The 14,925-nt window shown below is 75.2% G+C and carries 14 protein-coding genes and 1 pseudogene; 5 read left to right on the forward strand and 10 right to left on the reverse strand.

Going from position 1 to position 14,925, the window contains the following annotated elements:
• Positions 1-448 (forward strand): MFS transporter (locus GA0115242_RS34565; protein WP_141721861.1); only part of this gene is annotated, 448 nt, incomplete at its 5' end.
• A 64-nt stretch (positions 449-512) separates the two neighbouring features.
• Positions 513-1,742, forward strand: a complete 1,230-nt coding sequence (locus GA0115242_RS34570; RefSeq protein ID WP_093835606.1) for a serine hydrolase domain-containing protein — start codon at positions 513-515, stop codon at positions 1,740-1,742.
• Between the two features lie 26 nt (positions 1,743-1,768).
• On the opposite strand, the gene ribA is transcribed toward GA0115242_RS34570, so the two are convergent.
• On the reverse strand, positions 1,769-2,428 hold the full coding sequence (gene ribA / locus GA0115242_RS34575) for a GTP cyclohydrolase II (RefSeq protein ID WP_093835607.1): 660 nt from the start codon (positions 2,426-2,428) through the stop codon (positions 1,769-1,771).
• A gap of 38 nt (positions 2,429-2,466) precedes the next feature.
• On the opposite strand from ribA, the gene GA0115242_RS34580 reads away from it, so the two are divergent.
• Positions 2,467-3,243: a creatininase family protein gene (locus GA0115242_RS34580; protein WP_093835608.1), complete on the forward strand. Its 777-nt coding sequence runs from the start codon at positions 2,467-2,469 to the stop codon at positions 3,241-3,243.
• A gap of 95 nt (positions 3,244-3,338) precedes the next feature.
• Here the strand turns inward: GA0115242_RS34580 and GA0115242_RS42075 are convergent.
• From GA0115242_RS42075 to GA0115242_RS34605, 5 genes and pseudogenes are all read right to left on the reverse strand, one after another.
• Positions 3,339-4,613: pseudogene (locus GA0115242_RS42075) on the reverse strand (lysylphosphatidylglycerol synthase transmembrane domain-containing protein); the annotation flags it as partial.
• Complete coding sequence (locus tag GA0115242_RS34590; RefSeq protein WP_093835610.1) at positions 4,610-5,656, reverse strand: class I SAM-dependent methyltransferase; 1,047 nt, start codon at positions 5,654-5,656, stop codon at positions 4,610-4,612. The gene GA0115242_RS34590 and the pseudogene GA0115242_RS42075, both read right to left, overlap by 4 nt.
• The gene (locus GA0115242_RS34595) at positions 5,653-6,837 is read right to left on the reverse strand and encodes a glycosyltransferase family 4 protein (RefSeq protein WP_093835611.1); all 1,185 of its coding nucleotides are present in this window, start codon (positions 6,835-6,837) and stop codon (positions 5,653-5,655) included. The genes GA0115242_RS34590 and GA0115242_RS34595 overlap by 4 nt, the downstream gene beginning before the upstream one ends.
• A complete protein-coding gene (locus tag GA0115242_RS34600; RefSeq protein ID WP_093835612.1) occupies positions 6,834-7,232 on the reverse strand; it encodes a 6-pyruvoyl trahydropterin synthase family protein in 399 nt (132 codons plus the stop codon). Before GA0115242_RS34600 ends, GA0115242_RS34595 begins: the two co-directional genes overlap by 4 nt.
• A 115-nt stretch (positions 7,233-7,347) precedes the next feature.
• Positions 7,348-8,319 (reverse strand): zinc-dependent alcohol dehydrogenase, encoded by a 972-nt coding sequence (locus GA0115242_RS34605; RefSeq protein WP_093835613.1) that lies wholly within the window; start codon positions 8,317-8,319, stop codon positions 7,348-7,350.
• Positions 8,320-8,427: 108 nt separating this feature from the next.
• On the opposite strand from GA0115242_RS34605, the gene GA0115242_RS34610 reads away from it, so the two are divergent.
• The gene (locus GA0115242_RS34610; protein ID WP_093835614.1) at positions 8,428-9,198 is read left to right on the forward strand and encodes a CDP-alcohol phosphatidyltransferase family protein; all 771 of its coding nucleotides are present in this window, start codon (positions 8,428-8,430) and stop codon (positions 9,196-9,198) included.
• A 16-nt stretch (positions 9,199-9,214) separates the two neighbouring features.
• Here the strand turns inward: GA0115242_RS34610 and GA0115242_RS34615 are convergent, their stop codons facing one another.
• The 4 genes from GA0115242_RS34615 to GA0115242_RS34630 are packed head-to-tail and all read right to left on the reverse strand — an operon-like array spanning position 9,215 to position 14,327.
• On the reverse strand, positions 9,215-10,489 hold the full coding sequence (locus GA0115242_RS34615; protein ID WP_093835615.1) for an MDR family MFS transporter: 1,275 nt from the start codon (positions 10,487-10,489) through the stop codon (positions 9,215-9,217).
• Positions 10,486-12,294, reverse strand: coding sequence for an ABC transporter permease subunit (locus GA0115242_RS34620; protein WP_093835616.1), 1,809 nt, complete (start codon positions 12,292-12,294; stop codon positions 10,486-10,488). Before GA0115242_RS34620 ends, GA0115242_RS34615 begins: the two co-directional genes overlap by 4 nt.
• A 3-nt stretch (positions 12,295-12,297) precedes the next feature.
• Positions 12,298-13,788: an ABC transporter substrate-binding protein gene (locus tag GA0115242_RS34625; RefSeq protein WP_093835617.1), complete on the reverse strand. Its 1,491-nt coding sequence runs from the start codon at positions 13,786-13,788 to the stop codon at positions 12,298-12,300.
• Between the two features lie 5 nt (positions 13,789-13,793).
• Positions 13,794-14,327 (reverse strand): GNAT family N-acetyltransferase, encoded by a 534-nt coding sequence (locus tag GA0115242_RS34630; protein WP_176729971.1) that lies wholly within the window; start codon positions 14,325-14,327, stop codon positions 13,794-13,796.
• Between the two features lie 402 nt (positions 14,328-14,729).
• Between GA0115242_RS34630 and GA0115242_RS42080 the strand changes: the two genes are divergently transcribed.
• Entirely contained in the window at positions 14,730-14,858 is a 129-nt protein-coding gene (locus tag GA0115242_RS42080) for a DUF6408 family protein (RefSeq protein WP_237549484.1), read from the forward strand.
• Positions 14,859-14,925 lie beyond the last annotated feature (67 nt).

Below are 14,925 nucleotides of genomic sequence, written 5' to 3' on the forward strand. Positions count from 1 at the left end.
CCTGGCCGCGCCCGCCGCCGCGGTGCTGCTGCGCCGGGCCGGGTCGCGGCCGGTGACCGGGACGGCCGCCGCCGTCCTGGCGGCCGGGATCCTGGTGCTGCGCGAGGCGTCCGGCACACCCGCGCTCTGCGCCGGGTTCGCGCTGGCGGGTGCCGGGTTCGGGACCGTGATGGTGACGGCCACCCATGTGGTGGTGCGGTGGGCGCCGGCCGAGTCCGCGGGGGTGGCGGGCGGTCTCCAGCAGACGGCGATGAACGTCGGTCCGGTGCTCGGCGTGGCGGGCGCGACCGCCCTGACGACCGTCGGCGGCCGTCCGGCGGCGCTGCTGGTCCTGGCGGTGACGGCCGGGGTCGCGGTACCGATCGGACTACTTCTGCCGAAACGTTCCGAACTGGCGATCAAACCCGATCATCCACAGGACCGGGCCCCTCTTCCTGCGCGACCATGAGGTCTGAGGCGGGTGGGGCTGGGCAGCCGGACCTGACCTCGACGGACGCATTCGGAGGAGAGCGATGGCACAGCTGCGACAAGAGGTCGACCCGGAAGAGGTCGGGCTGGACGCGAAGGCGCTCGCCCGCCTCGACCGGCACCTGGCCACGGAGGTCGACGAAGGGCGCCTGCCCGGCTTCCTGGTGGCCGTGGCCCGCGGCGGCCGCGTCGCCCACCTCACCGCGTACGGCCACCGCGACCTCGCGGCCGGGACGCCCGTGGAGACGGACACCCTCTGGCGGATGTACTCGATGACCAAGCCGGTCACCACGGTGGCCGCGCTCACGCTCGTCGAGGAGGGGCGCCTCGGTCTCGACGACCCGGTCCACGACCACCTCCCGGCCTTCGCCGACGCCCAGGTGTACGACGGCGGTTCGGGCAGCGGGCTGCGCACCCGCCCGGCGGCGCGGCCGCCGCTGATCCGGCACCTGATGACCCACACCGCGGGCCTGACCTTCGCCTTCTACCACACCCACCCGGTCGACGCCCGCTACCGGGAGGAGGGGCTCGACTCGTCGGTGCGGCCCGGCACCGACCTCGCCGGGACCGTCGACGTCTACGCGGGCCTGCCCCTGCAGTTCGAGCCGGGCACCCAGTGGAACTACTCGGTCGCCACCAACGTGCTGGGCCGGGTCCTGGAAGTGGTGAGCGGGCAGCCGCTCGACGTGTTCCTCGCCGAGCGGGTCTTCCGGCCGCTCGGCATGACCGACGCGGGCTTCGAGGTCTCCGCCGAACAGGCGCCCAGGCTCTCCGAGTTGTACGGCGAGACCGGTGACGGCGGCATCGAGCGGATCGCCGGGCTGCCGCTGCACGGGCGGCCCCGGTTCCTGTCCGGCAGCGGCGGGATGGTCGCCTCCGCGCACGACATGCACCGCTTCTCCGAACTGCTGCGCCGCCGCGGCGAACTCGACGGCGCCCGGCTGCTCGCGCCCGCGACCGTCGACCTGATGACGAGCAACCACCTGCCCGACGGCGCCGACCTGCGCGCCTTCGGCAGCAGACCGGCCCACGACGAACCCGGCAACGAGGGCGTGGGCTTCGGCCTCGGCGTCTCCGTGGTGATCGACCCGTCCCGCACCAAGGCGCCCACCGGGCTCGGCACCTACGGCTGGAGCGGGGTGGCGACGACGACGTTCTGGGTCGACCCGAGCCGCGACCTGAGCGTGCAGTTCTACACGCAGGTGCGGCCGAAGTCGTCGCACACGCTCTACCCGGACATCAAACGGCTGGTCCACGAGGCCGTCCTGGACTGACCGGCGCCACCGGCCGCGGTCGCCCGTCAGGACAGGTGGGCGACCGCGTCCAGGTGCGGCAGGTGGTGGTCGAGCCGCTCCCGCTTGGTGCGCAGGTAGGTGATGTTGCTCTCGCACGGCGGTATCAACAGCGGCACGGTCTCCGCCACTTCGATGCCGTGCCGCACCAACGCCTCGCGCTTGCGCGGGTTGTTGGACATCAGCCGCACCGAGTTCACGCCGAGGTCGTGCAGCATCCCGGCCGCCACCCCGTAGTCCCGGGAGTCGACCGGCAGCCCGAGGGCCAGGTTCGCCTCGACGGTGTCCAGGCCCTCGGCCTGCAGGGCCATCGCCCGCAGCTTGCCGAGCAGCCCGATGCCGCGCCCCTCGTGGCCGCGCAGGTAGACGACGACGCCCGCGCCCTCGGCGACCACGGCCTTGAGCGCGAAGGCCAGTTGGTCCCCGCACTCGCAGTGCTGGGACCCGAACGCGTCACCGGTCAGGCACTCCGAGTGGAGCCGGGTCAGCACGCCCTCCGCGCCGATGTCGCCGTGCACGAGGGCCACCTGCTCGTCGCCCCGGTCGTGGTCGAGGTATCCCACCGCCCGGAATTCCCCGTACACGGTGGGCAGCGGCGCATTCACGATGCGCTCCACGCCCGTGCGCTGCGCTGACTTCTTGCCGAGTACGCCGACTTTTTCTGTCATGATCTGATTCCTAAACAGAGACGAAAGGCCGTGGAGAAATGAGTGGTTCGGGCGCGCGTGCGGCGGCGGACGGTCTGGTGCCGGCGGACACCACGGAAGAGGTACGGACCAGGGCGGCGGGCGTCTCAACGCAGGTCGCCGTTCTTCCGGTGGGGAGCTTCGAGCAGCACGGTCCGTTCCTTCCGCTGGCGACCGACACCCTGGTCGCCTGTGCCGTGGCCCGCGAGATAGCCGCGGCGTTCCCGGTGCACCTCCTTCCTCCGGTGACCGTCTCCTGTTCGCACGAGCACGCGGACTGGCCGGGCACGGTGAGCATCTCCGCCGTGACGCTGCACGCGGTGGTCACGGACATCGCCGCCTCGCTCCGCCGCTCCGGCGTCGACGCCCTGGTGGTGGTGAACGGGCACGGCGGGAACTACGTGCTGGGCAACGTCGTCCAGGAGGCCACGGCGCGCGGCGAACGGATGGCGCTCTTCCCCGCCGCCGAGGACTGGGAGGCGGCCAGGGGGCGGGCGGGGGTGGTCACCTCGCTCCTCACCGACATGCACGCCGGGGAGATCGAGACCTCCGTCCTGCTGCACGCCCATCCCGAATTCCTCCGATCCGGATATGAGACCTCGGATTTCGTCGCGGACGACCGGCGCCATCTCCTGACCCTCGGTATGTCCGGCTATACCGATTCGGGCGTCATCGGGCGCCCTTCGCTCGGCTCGGCGGAAAAGGGGAAGGAACTCCTGGCGAGCCTGGTGGATTCCTTCGGGGCGTATTTCTCGCTGCTGTCGGAGCCGGAGACGGGAAGCGCGCGGCGCGGCTGAGCGCCGTCGGGTTCCGGTGCCGCGGCGGGCGTCCCCGAACCCGCCCGCAGAGCGGCGGCCCAGCGGACGACGAGGACGGCGGCGCCGGGCAGCGCGGCCACGAAGCTGAGCACCCCGTAGACGACGGCGACCGCGAGACCGCTGCCGGCGCCCAGGCCCGCGGCCCCGAACGCCCAGGCGGTGACGCCCTCCCGGGGCCCCCAGCCGCCGACGTTCAGCGGCAGGCCCATCGCGACCAGCGCGAGCACGGCGATCGGCAGCAGCAGCGCGACCGGGGCGTCCGACCCGGCGACCCGGGCCGCGACCACGAACATCCCGACGTGGCCCGCGAGCACCAGCAGCGACGAGACGACGACACCGGGCGCGTTGCGGCGGGACAGCAGCCCCTCGCGGGCCTCGGCGAGCGTCGCGCGCAGCACCCGGCCACGGCGTGCGGGCGTTCCGTTCATGCGCAGCGCGAGACCGACCGCGAGCACCCCGACGGCCGCGAGGCCGAGCAGCGGCGCGAGATCGCGGGCCTCGGTGCGGACCGGGGACGGCAGGGTGAGCAGGACGATCAGCCCGACGCCCGCCAACGCGACCTGTCCCGCGGCCCGTTCGAGGACGACGGTGCGCACGCCCCTTCCGAGGTCGCCCTCGCTGCGCCCGTGCCGGACGGCCCGGTGGACGTCGCCGAGGACCCCGCCGGGCAGCGCCGCGTTCAGGAACAGCGCCCGGTAGTAGTCGGCGACGGCGGCGCCGAGGGGCAGCCGCAGCCGCAGTCCCCGGGCGACGAGCGCCCACCGCCAGGCGCTGAGCACGGTGGTGGCGAGTCCGATGGCGAGGGCGAGAAGCAGGGTCGGGGTGTCGATGCGGCGCAGTCCGTCGAGGAAGACGCCGGTGCCGAGCCGCCAGAGCAGCACGGCGAGGATGACGATCCCGGCGACGGACCCGAGGTGGGTGCGCACGGCACGGGAGTCGAACCGCCCGAGCGCGCTCCGCAGCACCGCCCGCGCCCGCGATCCACCGGCGGCGCCCTCCGCCCGGACGCCGTCGCCGGTCGCTCCGGTGCGCGCGGGGGCAGGGGCGGGCGCCGACGCCGTGGGCCCCATCGCCGTGGGCCCCATCGCCGTACCCGTCGCCCGGACCGCCGTCACCGTGTCCGCCGCCGTGGCCGTGTCCGCCGCCGTGGCCGTGTCCGCCGCCGTGGCCGTCACCGACACCGACACCGTCGCCGGGAGTTCGGCCCTCGCCGACGCCGGGGCCGCAGCGGTCACCCTCGCTCCCGCCGGGACCGTCGTCGTGCGGACCGCCGCCGTCGGGAGGCTGATCGTGCGGCCCGAGCGTGCGTCGCGGCGTACTCCGCGTGCCGTCACCGTCCGTACGCTCATGCCGGGCCGCCCGGACGGGTGAGGGCGAGCAGGTCGCTGTGGTGGACCGTGACGTGGAGTTCACCGGCCTCGCAGGCCGCGAGGCGCTCGCGCAGATACGGTTCCGCACGGTCCTTGAGGTCGGGGCGCTGCTCGACGGCCGCGCCGACCCAGCCGCGCAGCCACTGCGCGGTCAGCGCGGCCTCGTCGGGGCCGAGCCGCCAAGCGCTCGGGACGACGTGCACGGTCGCGCCGCGTTCGGAGAACGCCTCGCAGGTGGCGGTGACCGCGTCCGGGCCGAGCAGGCCGCCGCGCCGCTGGTGGGCGTTGAACGCCTCGGCCAGCTCGGCGTCGAGCGGGTCGCCGGGGCCGATGTCGACGCGGCCCGCCACCGACAGGGTGAGCAGGGCCGGGCAGCCCGCGCCGGTGCAGGCGTCGGCGAGGATGTCGACCTCGGCCCGGGTGAGGACGTCGAGCAGCGCGGACGCCGTCACCAGGGAGGCGCCGAGCAGCGCCTCCGGGGTGAGCCGGGCGACGTCGCCGCGCCGGGTCTCGACGGTGACCCGGCTGCCGTCGGCGGCCGACCTCGGGGAGGCGACGGCCGCGAAGTGCAGCAGGTAGGGGTCGCGGTCGTGCAGCACCCAGTGCTGGGGGCCGTCCAGGCGCGGGGCCAGCCAGCGGCCCATGGAGCCGGTGCCGCAGCCGAGGTCGTGGACGACGAGACCGGAGCGGCCCGGCAGGTTGGCGAGCCGGATGCGCAGCGGGTCGAGCAGTTCGCCGGCGCGGGCGTCCGCGTCGGCGGGCTCGCGCAGTTGGAGCCACTCCGGCGCGTACCGGGGCTGGTCGTCGGGCCCGTCCTCGCGCAGCCGCACGGTGGCCCGCTCCCCCGGGCGCGGTGTGGGGCCCGCGCCCGGGATCACGCCGTCACCGGATCCTGCCTCCGGTGTCGGCGGCGCCAGCTCCTGCTCGGTGGGGAGTGCGGTCCCGGCGGCGTCGGTGACGTCGCGGGGACCGGGCTGGCCGGGGATCTGCCCGGCCTGCTGCGTCACGGCCGTTTCCCTCATGCCGCCCTCCGGGGTTCGCTCGGTAGCCGTCCCAGCACTCCGGCGAGGCTGCGGGCGGTGGTCGCCCAGCCGTCCAGCGCGGCGCGCCTGCCGCGGGCCGCGGCCTTGAGGCGGCGGCGCACGTCGGCCTCGCCGAACCAGCCGCGCAGCTCGTTGGCGATCGCGGCGGGGTTCTCCGGCGGGACGAGGATGCCGGGCACGCCGCCGTCGGGGGCGCGGCCGACCGCCTCGGGCAGTCCGCCGACGTCGGTGGCGAGGACCGGGATGCCCCGGGCCAGGGCCTCGGTGACGGCCATGCCGTAGGTCTCCGCGTAGGAGGTGAGGACCATGAGGTCGGCGGCGGCGTAGCTGGCGTCGAGCGCGGCGCCCGCCTGCGCCCCGGCCAGGTGGATGCGGTCCTGGAGGCCGTGCGTGCGGATGAGTCCGCGCAGGTGGCCGACGTAGTTGGGGTCCAGGGTGAGGGCGCCGACGCAGACGCAGCTCCACGGCAGGTCGGCCGCCGCCGCGAGGGCCTCGACCAGCCGGTGCTGACCCTTGCGCGGGGTGACGGCGGCGACGCACAGCAGCCGCGAGACGCCGTCGGTGCCGGAGGCGAGGGGCGCGATGTCGGCGCCGGGCGCCGCGACGTGGACGCGCTCGGGGGCGAGTCCGTGGTGGGAGACGAGGCGGCGGACCGCCCAGTCGCTGGTGGCGATGACGGCGGGGGCGGCCCGCAGCACCTCCCGCTCGCGCGCGTCCAGTTCCGCGGCGACGGCGGGCTCCAGGCCCGTCTCGTCGCCGAGCGGCAGGTGGACGAGGACGGCGAGGCGCAGCCTGGACGCCTCGGGGACGACGACCTCGGGGACGCCGCAGGCGACGATGCCGTCGATCAGGACGACGGTGTCGTCGGGGAACTCGGCCAGGACGCGGGCGAGTTCACCGCGGGCGGCGGCCGAGGGGCGCGGCCAGGAGCCGTCCACCGCGTGCTTGTGGACCTGCCAGCCGAAGCCGGGGAGGTCGAGGCAGATGCGGCGGTCGTAGGCGTTGCCGCCGCTGGGCACGGCCGGGTCGTCGATCCCGCCGGGCAGGACGAAGTGCACGGAGTTCAGGGACATCCGGAGCACGTTCTCCGCGTTCTTGAGGGTGGCGTGCTGGGCGGGTACGTATCCGAGCCGGGCCCGGTCCACGGTCAGGTCGGTCACAGCGCACGCTCGTAACTCGCCCAGGCGACGTGCGATTCGTGCAGGGTGACGGAGATCCCGGCGATGCCGCGGGCGCCCTCGCCGAGCGCGCCCTTGTGGATGCGGTCGGCGATCCGGTCGGCGATGACCTTGGCGAGGAACTCGGTCGAGGTGTTGACGCCGGCGAACTCGGGTTCGTTGTCGAGGTTCCGGTAGTTCAACTCGCTGGTGACGGCACCGAGTTCCTGGGTGGCCAGGCCGATGTCGACGACGATGCCGTCGTCGTCCAGCTGCTCGCGGCGGAACGTGGCGTCCACGAGGAACGTCGCTCCGTGCAGGCGCTGCGCGGGTCCGAAGACCTCGCCGCGGAAGCTGTGGGCGATCATGATGTGATCGCGGACGGTGACACTGAACAACGGACGACCCTCCAGGTGCGGAGCCTCTGGTCCCCCTGCTGATCCGTGCCGGGGGTGCCGTGTAGTACGGCTGTCGGGTTCCCCTTGTTCAGCCCGGTCTCACTCTTTTCTCAGGTCAGGAGTACCGGATCCGGTGACAGAGGGCCGGAATCGCTCCGTCCGCCAGCTTGGGGAGCACCTCGGGCAGCTCCTCGAAGGCGGACTCGCCGGTGATGAGGGCGTCGAGGGCCGGGTCGGCGAGGAGTTCCAGGGCCAGCGCCATCCGGTCGGCGTAACTGCGGCTGGGGCGGGCCGGGGAGACGGTGCCGACCTGGCTGCCGCGGATGACCAGGCGCCGGGAGTGGAACGCCTCGCCGAGCGGCAGGGAGACCTTGCGGTCGCCGTACCAGGACAGTTCGAGGACGGTGCCCTCGGGCGCGAGGAGTTCGAGGGCGCGGGTGAGGCCCTGTTCGGTGGCGCTGGCGTGCACGACGAGGTCGCGGTCGCCGCGGGCGTCGGCGGGCAGCGCGAAGGCGACGCCGAGGGCGCGCGCGACGTCGGCTCGGGCGGGGTCGGCGTCGACCAACTGGACGCGGACGCCGGGGAACCGGGCGAGCAGCGCGGCGACCGAGCAGCCGACCATGCCGCCGCCGACGACGGTGATCCGGTCGCCGATCAGCGGGGCGGCGTCCCAGAGCGCGTTGACGGCCGTCTCCACGGTCCCGGCGAGGACGGCGCGGGCGGCGGGCACGTCGTCGGGGACGACGGTGACGGCGGTGGCCGGGACGACGTACCGGGTCTGGTGCGGGTGGAGGCAGAAGACCGTGCGTCCGGTCAGCTCCGCCGGGCCCTCCTCGACGACGCCGACGCTGAGGTAGCCGTACTTCACCGGGCCGGGGAACTCGCCCTCCTGGAACGGCGCCCGCATGGCCGCGTGCTGGCTCTCGGGGACGCCGCCGCGGAACACCAGGGTCTCGGTGCCCCGGCTGACCCCGGAGTACAGCGCGCGCACGACGACGTCGCCCACGCCGGGTTCCGGCAGGTCCGCCTCGCGCAGGGCGCCGTGGCCCGGGCGGTCCAGCCAGAACGCGTGGGCGGTCCGCTTCATCAGACGTCCTCCTGAACGATCGGGAAGTTGTTCACGTACCGAGGTGTGCACAGGCCGCGGACAGTACGCGGCGCTGATCGACTCTGTCATACGGCCGGAGGATGTGCGGTGGCCCTGAACAACACGTACGACGCGAGGCTGGTCCAGCAGGAGACCGCGGTGGGAGCTGGCGTCCAGATCCTGCTGCTGGCCCTGCTCGGCTCGGCGATCGGACTGGGGCCCGCGGGCTGGCTGACCGGGATCGCCTTCGCCCTCGCCACCTGGGCGGTCCTCTCCCGGGCCCTGCACCGCACCAGGCCGCGGTCGTTCGGCCCGGCCAACCGGGTGACACTCGGCCGGGCGACCCTGGTGGGCGGGGTGACGGCGCTGGTCGCGGACTCCTTCGAGAGCGCGCCGCCGGTCACGGTCTTCGTCGGTCTGACGGCGGTGGCGCTGATCCTGGACGGTGTGGACGGCAAGGTGGCGCGGCGGACCGGCACCTCGACGCCGCTGGGTGCGCGGTTCGACATGGAGGTCGACGCGTTCCTGATCCTGGTGCTCAGCGTGTACGTCTCGACGAAGCTCGGCCCGTGGGTGCTGCTGATCGGCGGGATGCGGTACGCGTTCGTGGCGGCGGCGCGCGTCCGGCCGTGGCTGAACGCGCCGCTGCCGCCGAGCACGGCCCGCAAGACGGTGGCGGCCCTCCAGGGCGTCTTCCTGCTGCTCGCGGCCTCCGGCTACCTGCCGTTCCGGGCCACCTTCGCGGTGACCGCGATCGCCCTGGCCGCGCTGGTCTGGTCGTTCGGCCGGGACGTGCTGTGGCTGCGCAGGACCTCCAGGGCGGGCGCGGCCGAGGTGGCGCTGATGCTGGAGCTGACCCGCGAGCCGGTGGCGTCCTGAGCGGCGGGCCGCGGGCTCATCGGCCGGACGGCCGGAGCCCGGTCGCCGTACGGGCGGTACGGCGCTCCGCCGCGGGTGGCAGCAGCCGGACGGCGGCCGCCGGGACCGCGGCGAGCAGCAGCCAGGGGACGGCCGGCGGCAGACCGAGGTCCATGAGGGTGCCGGTCGCGGAGCTGCCCGCGAGGACGATCAGGCCGGAGACCGAGGAGAGCGCCCCGGTGTAGAGCCCGAGGCGGCCGGGCTCCGCGAGGTCGGGGACCAGGGCGCGGGCCACCGGGGCGACCAGCATCTGGCCGACGGTGAGCAGGACCACGAAGCCCGCGGCGGGCAACAGGCCCACCGTGCCGGTCAGTTCGGCCGGGCGGGCGGCGCCGACCAGCGCGAAGCCCGCGGAGATCAGCAGCAGCCCCGCCGCCATCGAGCGGCGTGCGGAGAGCCGGGCACCGGCCCAGTGGGTGACGGGGAGCTGGGCGGTCACGACGAGCAGCGACGACAGGGCGAACAGCCAGGCCAGCGGCGCCTGGGAGCCCGTCGCGCGCTCCACCTCGGCGGGCAGCGCGAGATAGAGCTGGTTGTAGGCGAGGAGATAGGCGCCGTAGGCGCAACACAGCGCGAGGAAGCGGCGGTTGCGCAGCAGCGGGCCCGTCCCGCCCCTGACGGTGGTGCGTCGGCGGCCCGGGATGTGCTGGGGCAGCAGCCAGGCGTGTCCGGCGAGGACGAGGACGAAGATCCCGGCGCCCGCGAGGCAGACGGCGCGGAAGTCCACGGTCAGCAGCAGCGCGCCGAGCAGCGGTCCGACGAACGCCCCGGCCTGTCCGGCGACGGTGAAGCGGGCGAGGACCCGGGTGCGCGGGCCGCCGCCCGCCTCCTCCAGGGCGACCGCCTGCCGGGCGACCTCGGACTCGACGGCGGGCGAGAACAGCGCGGCGGCGAACCCGATGAGCAGCACCGCCCCGATCACCGCTCCGGCGCTGTCGGCGTACCCGAGCCAGCCGAACCCGGCGACGCGCAGCGCGCATCCGGCGAGGACGACGGGCCGGACGCCGTACCGGTCGGTGAGCGCGCCGCCGACCACGAAGAGGCCCTGCTGGCTGAAGGTCCGCAGGCCGAGGACGAATCCGACCAGCCAGCCCGCCATGCCGACGGCGGTGCCGAGGTGGGCGGAGAGGAACGGCAGGACGGCGAAGAACCCGACGTTGAAGGCGAGTTGGGTGAGGATGAGCAGCCGCAGCAGGGGCGTGGTGCGCGGCGACCCGGCCGTCGTCGGCGGCTCGGGCGGGGTGGATGTCACGGGGCACCCACCGAGGTGCGTGCCGGGGCGGGCGCCGACTCCCGTGCGGGGGACGGCCGTTCGGGACCGGGGCGGTGACGGCGTCGTCCCGGCAGACGGACTCCCCCGGCGGCGGAGACCGCGAGCGCGCCGAGCAGGGCGAGGACGACGGCGGGGGCGAGGACGGCCCAGGGCGCGCGTTCCGCGTAGGGCTGGTTCTCGGCGAGCAGCAGGCCCCACTCGGGGGCGGGCGGCTGGGCGCCGAGGCCGAGGAAGGCGAGGGAGGCGAGGGCGAGGGCGGTGCCGGGCAGCCGCAGCAGCGCGTGCCGGGCGACGGGCGGCACGACGGCGGGCAGCAGTTCGTGCCGCAGCAGGTAGCCGGGGCCCGCGCCGAGTCCGACGGTCGCGGTGAGGTGCAGGGCGGCGCGTTCCTGGCGCAGCAGCGCGGAGGTGTGCGCGGCGAGCGGCGCCCAGGCGACGACGCCCACGGCGAGCGCGGGTGTGGCGGTGCCCCCGCCCGCGACGGCGGTGACCAGGAGGGCCCCGAGGACGGGCGGCACGGCGTTGACGGTGTCGGCGAGCGGCCCGGAGAACCGGGGCACCAGTCCGAGCAGGACCCCGGCGACGAGGGCGGCGGCGCTGATCGCGGAGGCGAGGAGCAGGGTGTCGAGGGCGCCGTGGGCGACCCGGGCGAGCAGGTCGCGGCCGAGCGCGTCGGTGCCGAAAGGGTGACCGGCGGAGGGGGGCCGCAGGCGCTGGTCGGTGTCGAGGGCGAGCGGGTCGCGCGGCAGCCCCGCGGCGACGACGGCGAGCAGCAGGCCGCCGTACAGGAGGGGCAGGCGCCCGGCGGCGGGCGGGCGCGGGCGGTGCAGGCTGGGCAGGGCCCGGTCGCGCAGCGCGGGGCCGATCAGCAGCCGGGCGGCGAGGTGGGCGGCGCCGGTGGAGAGGGCGGCGAGCAGCAGCAGGAGCAGGGTGCCCGCCTGGAGGACGGGGAGGTCCTGGGCGAGGGCGGCCTGGAGGGTGGTGCGGCCGAGGCCGGGGATGTCGAAGATCTGCTCGACGGCGACGGCGCCGCCGGTGAGGCCGACGACGAAGAGTCCGGCGTTGGGCAGCAGCGCGGGCAGGCAGCGGCGGACGGCCTGCCGGGCGACGGCGCGCCCGCGCACGCCGCGGGCGACGGCGGCGCGCGCCCAGGGTTCGGCGAAGGCGCTGGGCAGCAGGTCGTCGAGGAGCCGTCCGAGGACGGCGCCCGCGGGCAGTCCGAGGGCGAGTCCCGGCAGGACGGTCCAGCGGGGTCCGTACCAGCCGAGGGCGGGCAGCCAGCCGAGCTGAACCCCGACGACGGTGGCGAGGACGGAGGCGGTGAGGAACTCGGGGAGCGCGGCGAGCATCGCGGACCCGCCGCTGCCGCCGGGGCGCCGGGCGTCGAGGCGCAGCCGGGCGCCGAGCCACAGGGTGCGGGCGCAGACGGCGGTGGCGGTGAGGGCGGCGACGGCGAGGGCGGCGGCCATCAGCAGCAGGGAGGCGCCGAGGGCCTGGAGGACGGCGGGGGTGACGTCGTCGCCGGAGATCCAGGACTGTCCGGCGTCACCGCGCCACAGGCCGCCGACCCACCGCCCGAGAAGCGTCAACGGGCTCGCGTCGAGGCCGAGTTGGCCGCGGACGGCGGCGAGGACCTCGGGGGTGGGGTCGCGGTCGGCGGAGCGCGCCTTGAGGACGGTCAGCGCCGGGTCGGTGCGGGAGAGCGTGGGCAGCAGGCCGATCCCGCAGACCAGTCCCACCGCGAGGCCGACGCGCCACAGCAGCGCGGTGGTTCGGTGCCGCACGGGTCAGCGCCGGGTGCCGGTGCCGACGAGGGTGCGCTCGTACGGGTCGAGCAGGGCGCCGCGGACACCCGTGCCGACGCCGGTGATGATGCGCTGGTGGACCAGCGGGACGACGGCGTCGGTGCGCAGGACGGCGGCCTCGGCGGCCATCGCGGCGTCCCGGCGCTCGTCGGTGTCGGCGACGCCCTCCGCCGCGGTGACGGCACGGTCGACGGCCTTGTCGCAGAGCTGGGCGACGTTGTAGCCGCCGTCGCAAGTGTAGTCGCTGGCGAGGACGGCGACCGGGTCGCCGGTGTCGACGAGGGAGTTGCGGGCCATGACGAAGGCGTCGAACTTCCCGTCCAGGGCGTCGCTCTCCAGCCGGGAGTACTCCCGCACCTGGAGGGTGACGTCGAACCCGGCCTTCTCCAGTTGCTGCTTCAACACCTGGGCGACCTCGGGGAGTTCGGGCCGGTTGTCGTAGGTGGCGAGGGTGATCCGGGTGCCGTGGGGGGTGCTGGCCGCCGCGCGTCCCGACAGCCGCTCGCGCTTGCCCTCGGCCCAGGTGACGGCGGGTCCGTAGACCCCGGCCCCGGCGTCGGCGTGGCCCTCGTAGACGCCCTTGGCGAGGGCGGCGGTGTCGACGGCCTCGCGGGCGGCGGCGCGCAGGCCGGCGTCCTTGAACGGGCCCGAGGCGGCGTTGAGCAGGAGGCTGGTGGTGCGGGTGGTGGCCGTCTCCTTGCGGGTGGCCGCGTCGAGGGTGGCGGCCTGCGCGACCGGGACGGCCTCGGCGAGGTCGGCCTGCCCGGTGCGCAGCGCGGCGGCGCGGGCAATGCCGTCGGCGACGAAGGTGACGTCGATCCCGGCGGACTGGGCGCGGCCGCCCCAGTAGTCGTCGAACCGGTCGAGGGAGGCGGCGGTGGAGCCGGTCACCTCGGTGAGCCGGAAGGGCCCGGTGCCGGTGCCGACGGGGTCGGCGCCGCCCTTCGCGTCGTACGCCTCGGCCGCGAGCACGGCGAGGCCGGGGCTCGACATGCGCAGGGGCAGGATCGGGTCCGGCCGGTCGGTGGTGATCCGCACGTCGGTGCGGCCCGCGGCGGTCGCCTTCAGGTGGACGCCGGAGAGGGCGGCGGGGGCGGGCTTCGCGGCGGCGGCGCGGGTGAGGGCGGAGGCGACGGCGGCGGGGGTGACCTCGGTGCCGTCCTGGAAGGTGGCCTCGCGCAGGGTGAAACGCCAGGTGCTGTCGCCGTCGCGGCGCCAGGACGCGGCGAGCGCGGGGGACGCGGCGCCGTTGGCGTCCAGCGAGGTCAGGCCCTCGGTGACGCCGAGTCGGCTGAGGATGGTGGCGTCGGCGCCGTACGGGGAGAGGTGCTCGGCGGGCGGGAAGGCGAGGGCGACCCGGAGCCGGGAGCCGGACTTCGCGTCGCCGGAGGAGGCGTCGGAGCCGCCGGAGGCGAAGCAGCCGGTGACGACCGGGGCGAGCAGGAGGGCCAGGAGGTGGTGCGGGCGGCGCATGGGTGTCAGTACCCCAGGGGTATCTCGAAGTGGACGATCCGCTGGCCGCCGCCGGGTCCGTCGCGCTCGTCGAGCACGGCCTTCCCGAGCGACCGCCAGAACGGTTCGGCGCCCGGCACGGCCGGGTCGGTGTGCAGGTAGACGGAGCGGTAGCCGCCGTCCGCCGCGGCGAAGTCGAGCAGCTCGGCGACGACCCGCCGCGCGAGGCCGCGGCGCCGGTGGTCGGGGTGGGTGTAGACACGGCGGAGCTGCGCGGTCTCTCCCGACGGGTAGCGCTCGGCGAGTTCACGGGGGTTCGGCGGGTGGGCGGGCCCCCGGGAGTCCAGGGCGCCGGTCCCGACGATCTCCCCGCCGGGTGCGACCACCACCAGCAGGGTGTGCCGGTCGGGGACCAGGTAGGCGGCCTCCGGGTCGACGATGTCCCCGTGCCAGCGCGGCACGTACCCGGTACCGAAGTCCCGGTACACGGTGTCGAGCATCACGGCTCGCGCCCCACCGAGATCGTCCTGGCCCGCGGGCCTGATGATGTAATCGCGCACTTGCGCATCATATGCATTAAGCCTCCTGGGGGGATCGGGGGTACCGGACGGGGCACCGGAGGGGATTTCCGGCGCGGGGTGGACGCGGTCGATCGGGCGTGGTCGATCGCGGGTGGTTGATCGGGCGTGATCAATTTAGCGGTTGATGACATTCGTTTTCAAAACGGGGAGGGGGCGTCCCGGCGCCGAGGGGGGCGTCCCGGCGCCGAACCCGCCTGCCCGGCACGGCGATACGCCGATCGAGCCGTGCTGACGGTGCGCTACGATGTCCGCTCGCTGCGCACCTTCCCGGAGGGTACGAGGCGGATTCCACGGACCGGTCGCGGTCGTGGGCGAGGAGTGGACCGGATGCCCGGTAGGGCGGTCCTACCATTCCGCAGCTCACATCGGGAGTGGTCTTTCATGGAACCCATCGAGTACAAGCCTGCGCGCCGTCCCTGGGTCCGCGAGATCCTCGTCGGCACCGCGACGAACGTGATCGCCGCTCTGGTGGTGGCCGCGGTACTCGCGGCAGCGCGCCACCTCATCTGAGGTCGGCATGTGGCGGGCCCGGCGAGCCCGCCACCCTTCCCCCGGCCATGTCCCGCGACCGGGCGAC

Origin of the sequence: Streptomyces sp. SolWspMP-5a-2 (assembly GCF_900091845.1) — a bacterium.
GTDB classification, from domain to species: domain Bacteria; phylum Actinomycetota; class Actinomycetes; order Streptomycetales; family Streptomycetaceae; genus Streptomyces; species Streptomyces doudnae.

Excerpts from the sequence above, each read along its gene's own strand:
- GA0115242_RS34580 (WP_093835608.1), top strand. The coding sequence starts at position 2,467 with ATGAGTGGTTCGGGCGCGCGTGCGGCGGCGGACGGTCTGGTGCCGGCG.
- GA0115242_RS42080 (WP_237549484.1), top strand. The coding sequence starts at position 14,730 with ATGGAACCCATCGAGTACAAGCCTGCGCGCCGTCCCTGGGTCCGCGAG.
- ribA (WP_093835607.1), bottom strand. The coding sequence starts at position 2,428 with ATGACAGAAAAAGTCGGCGTACTCGGCAAGAAGTCAGCGCAGCGCACG.
- GA0115242_RS34625 (WP_093835617.1), bottom strand. The coding sequence starts at position 13,788 with ATGCGCCGCCCGCACCACCTCCTGGCCCTCCTGCTCGCCCCGGTCGTC.
- GA0115242_RS34570 (WP_093835606.1), top strand. The coding sequence starts at position 513 with ATGGCACAGCTGCGACAAGAGGTCGACCCGGAAGAGGTCGGGCTGGAC.
- GA0115242_RS34605 (WP_093835613.1), bottom strand. The coding sequence starts at position 8,319 with ATGAAGCGGACCGCCCACGCGTTCTGGCTGGACCGCCCGGGCCACGGC.
- GA0115242_RS34590 (WP_093835610.1), bottom strand. The coding sequence starts at position 5,656 with ATGAGGGAAACGGCCGTGACGCAGCAGGCCGGGCAGATCCCCGGCCAG.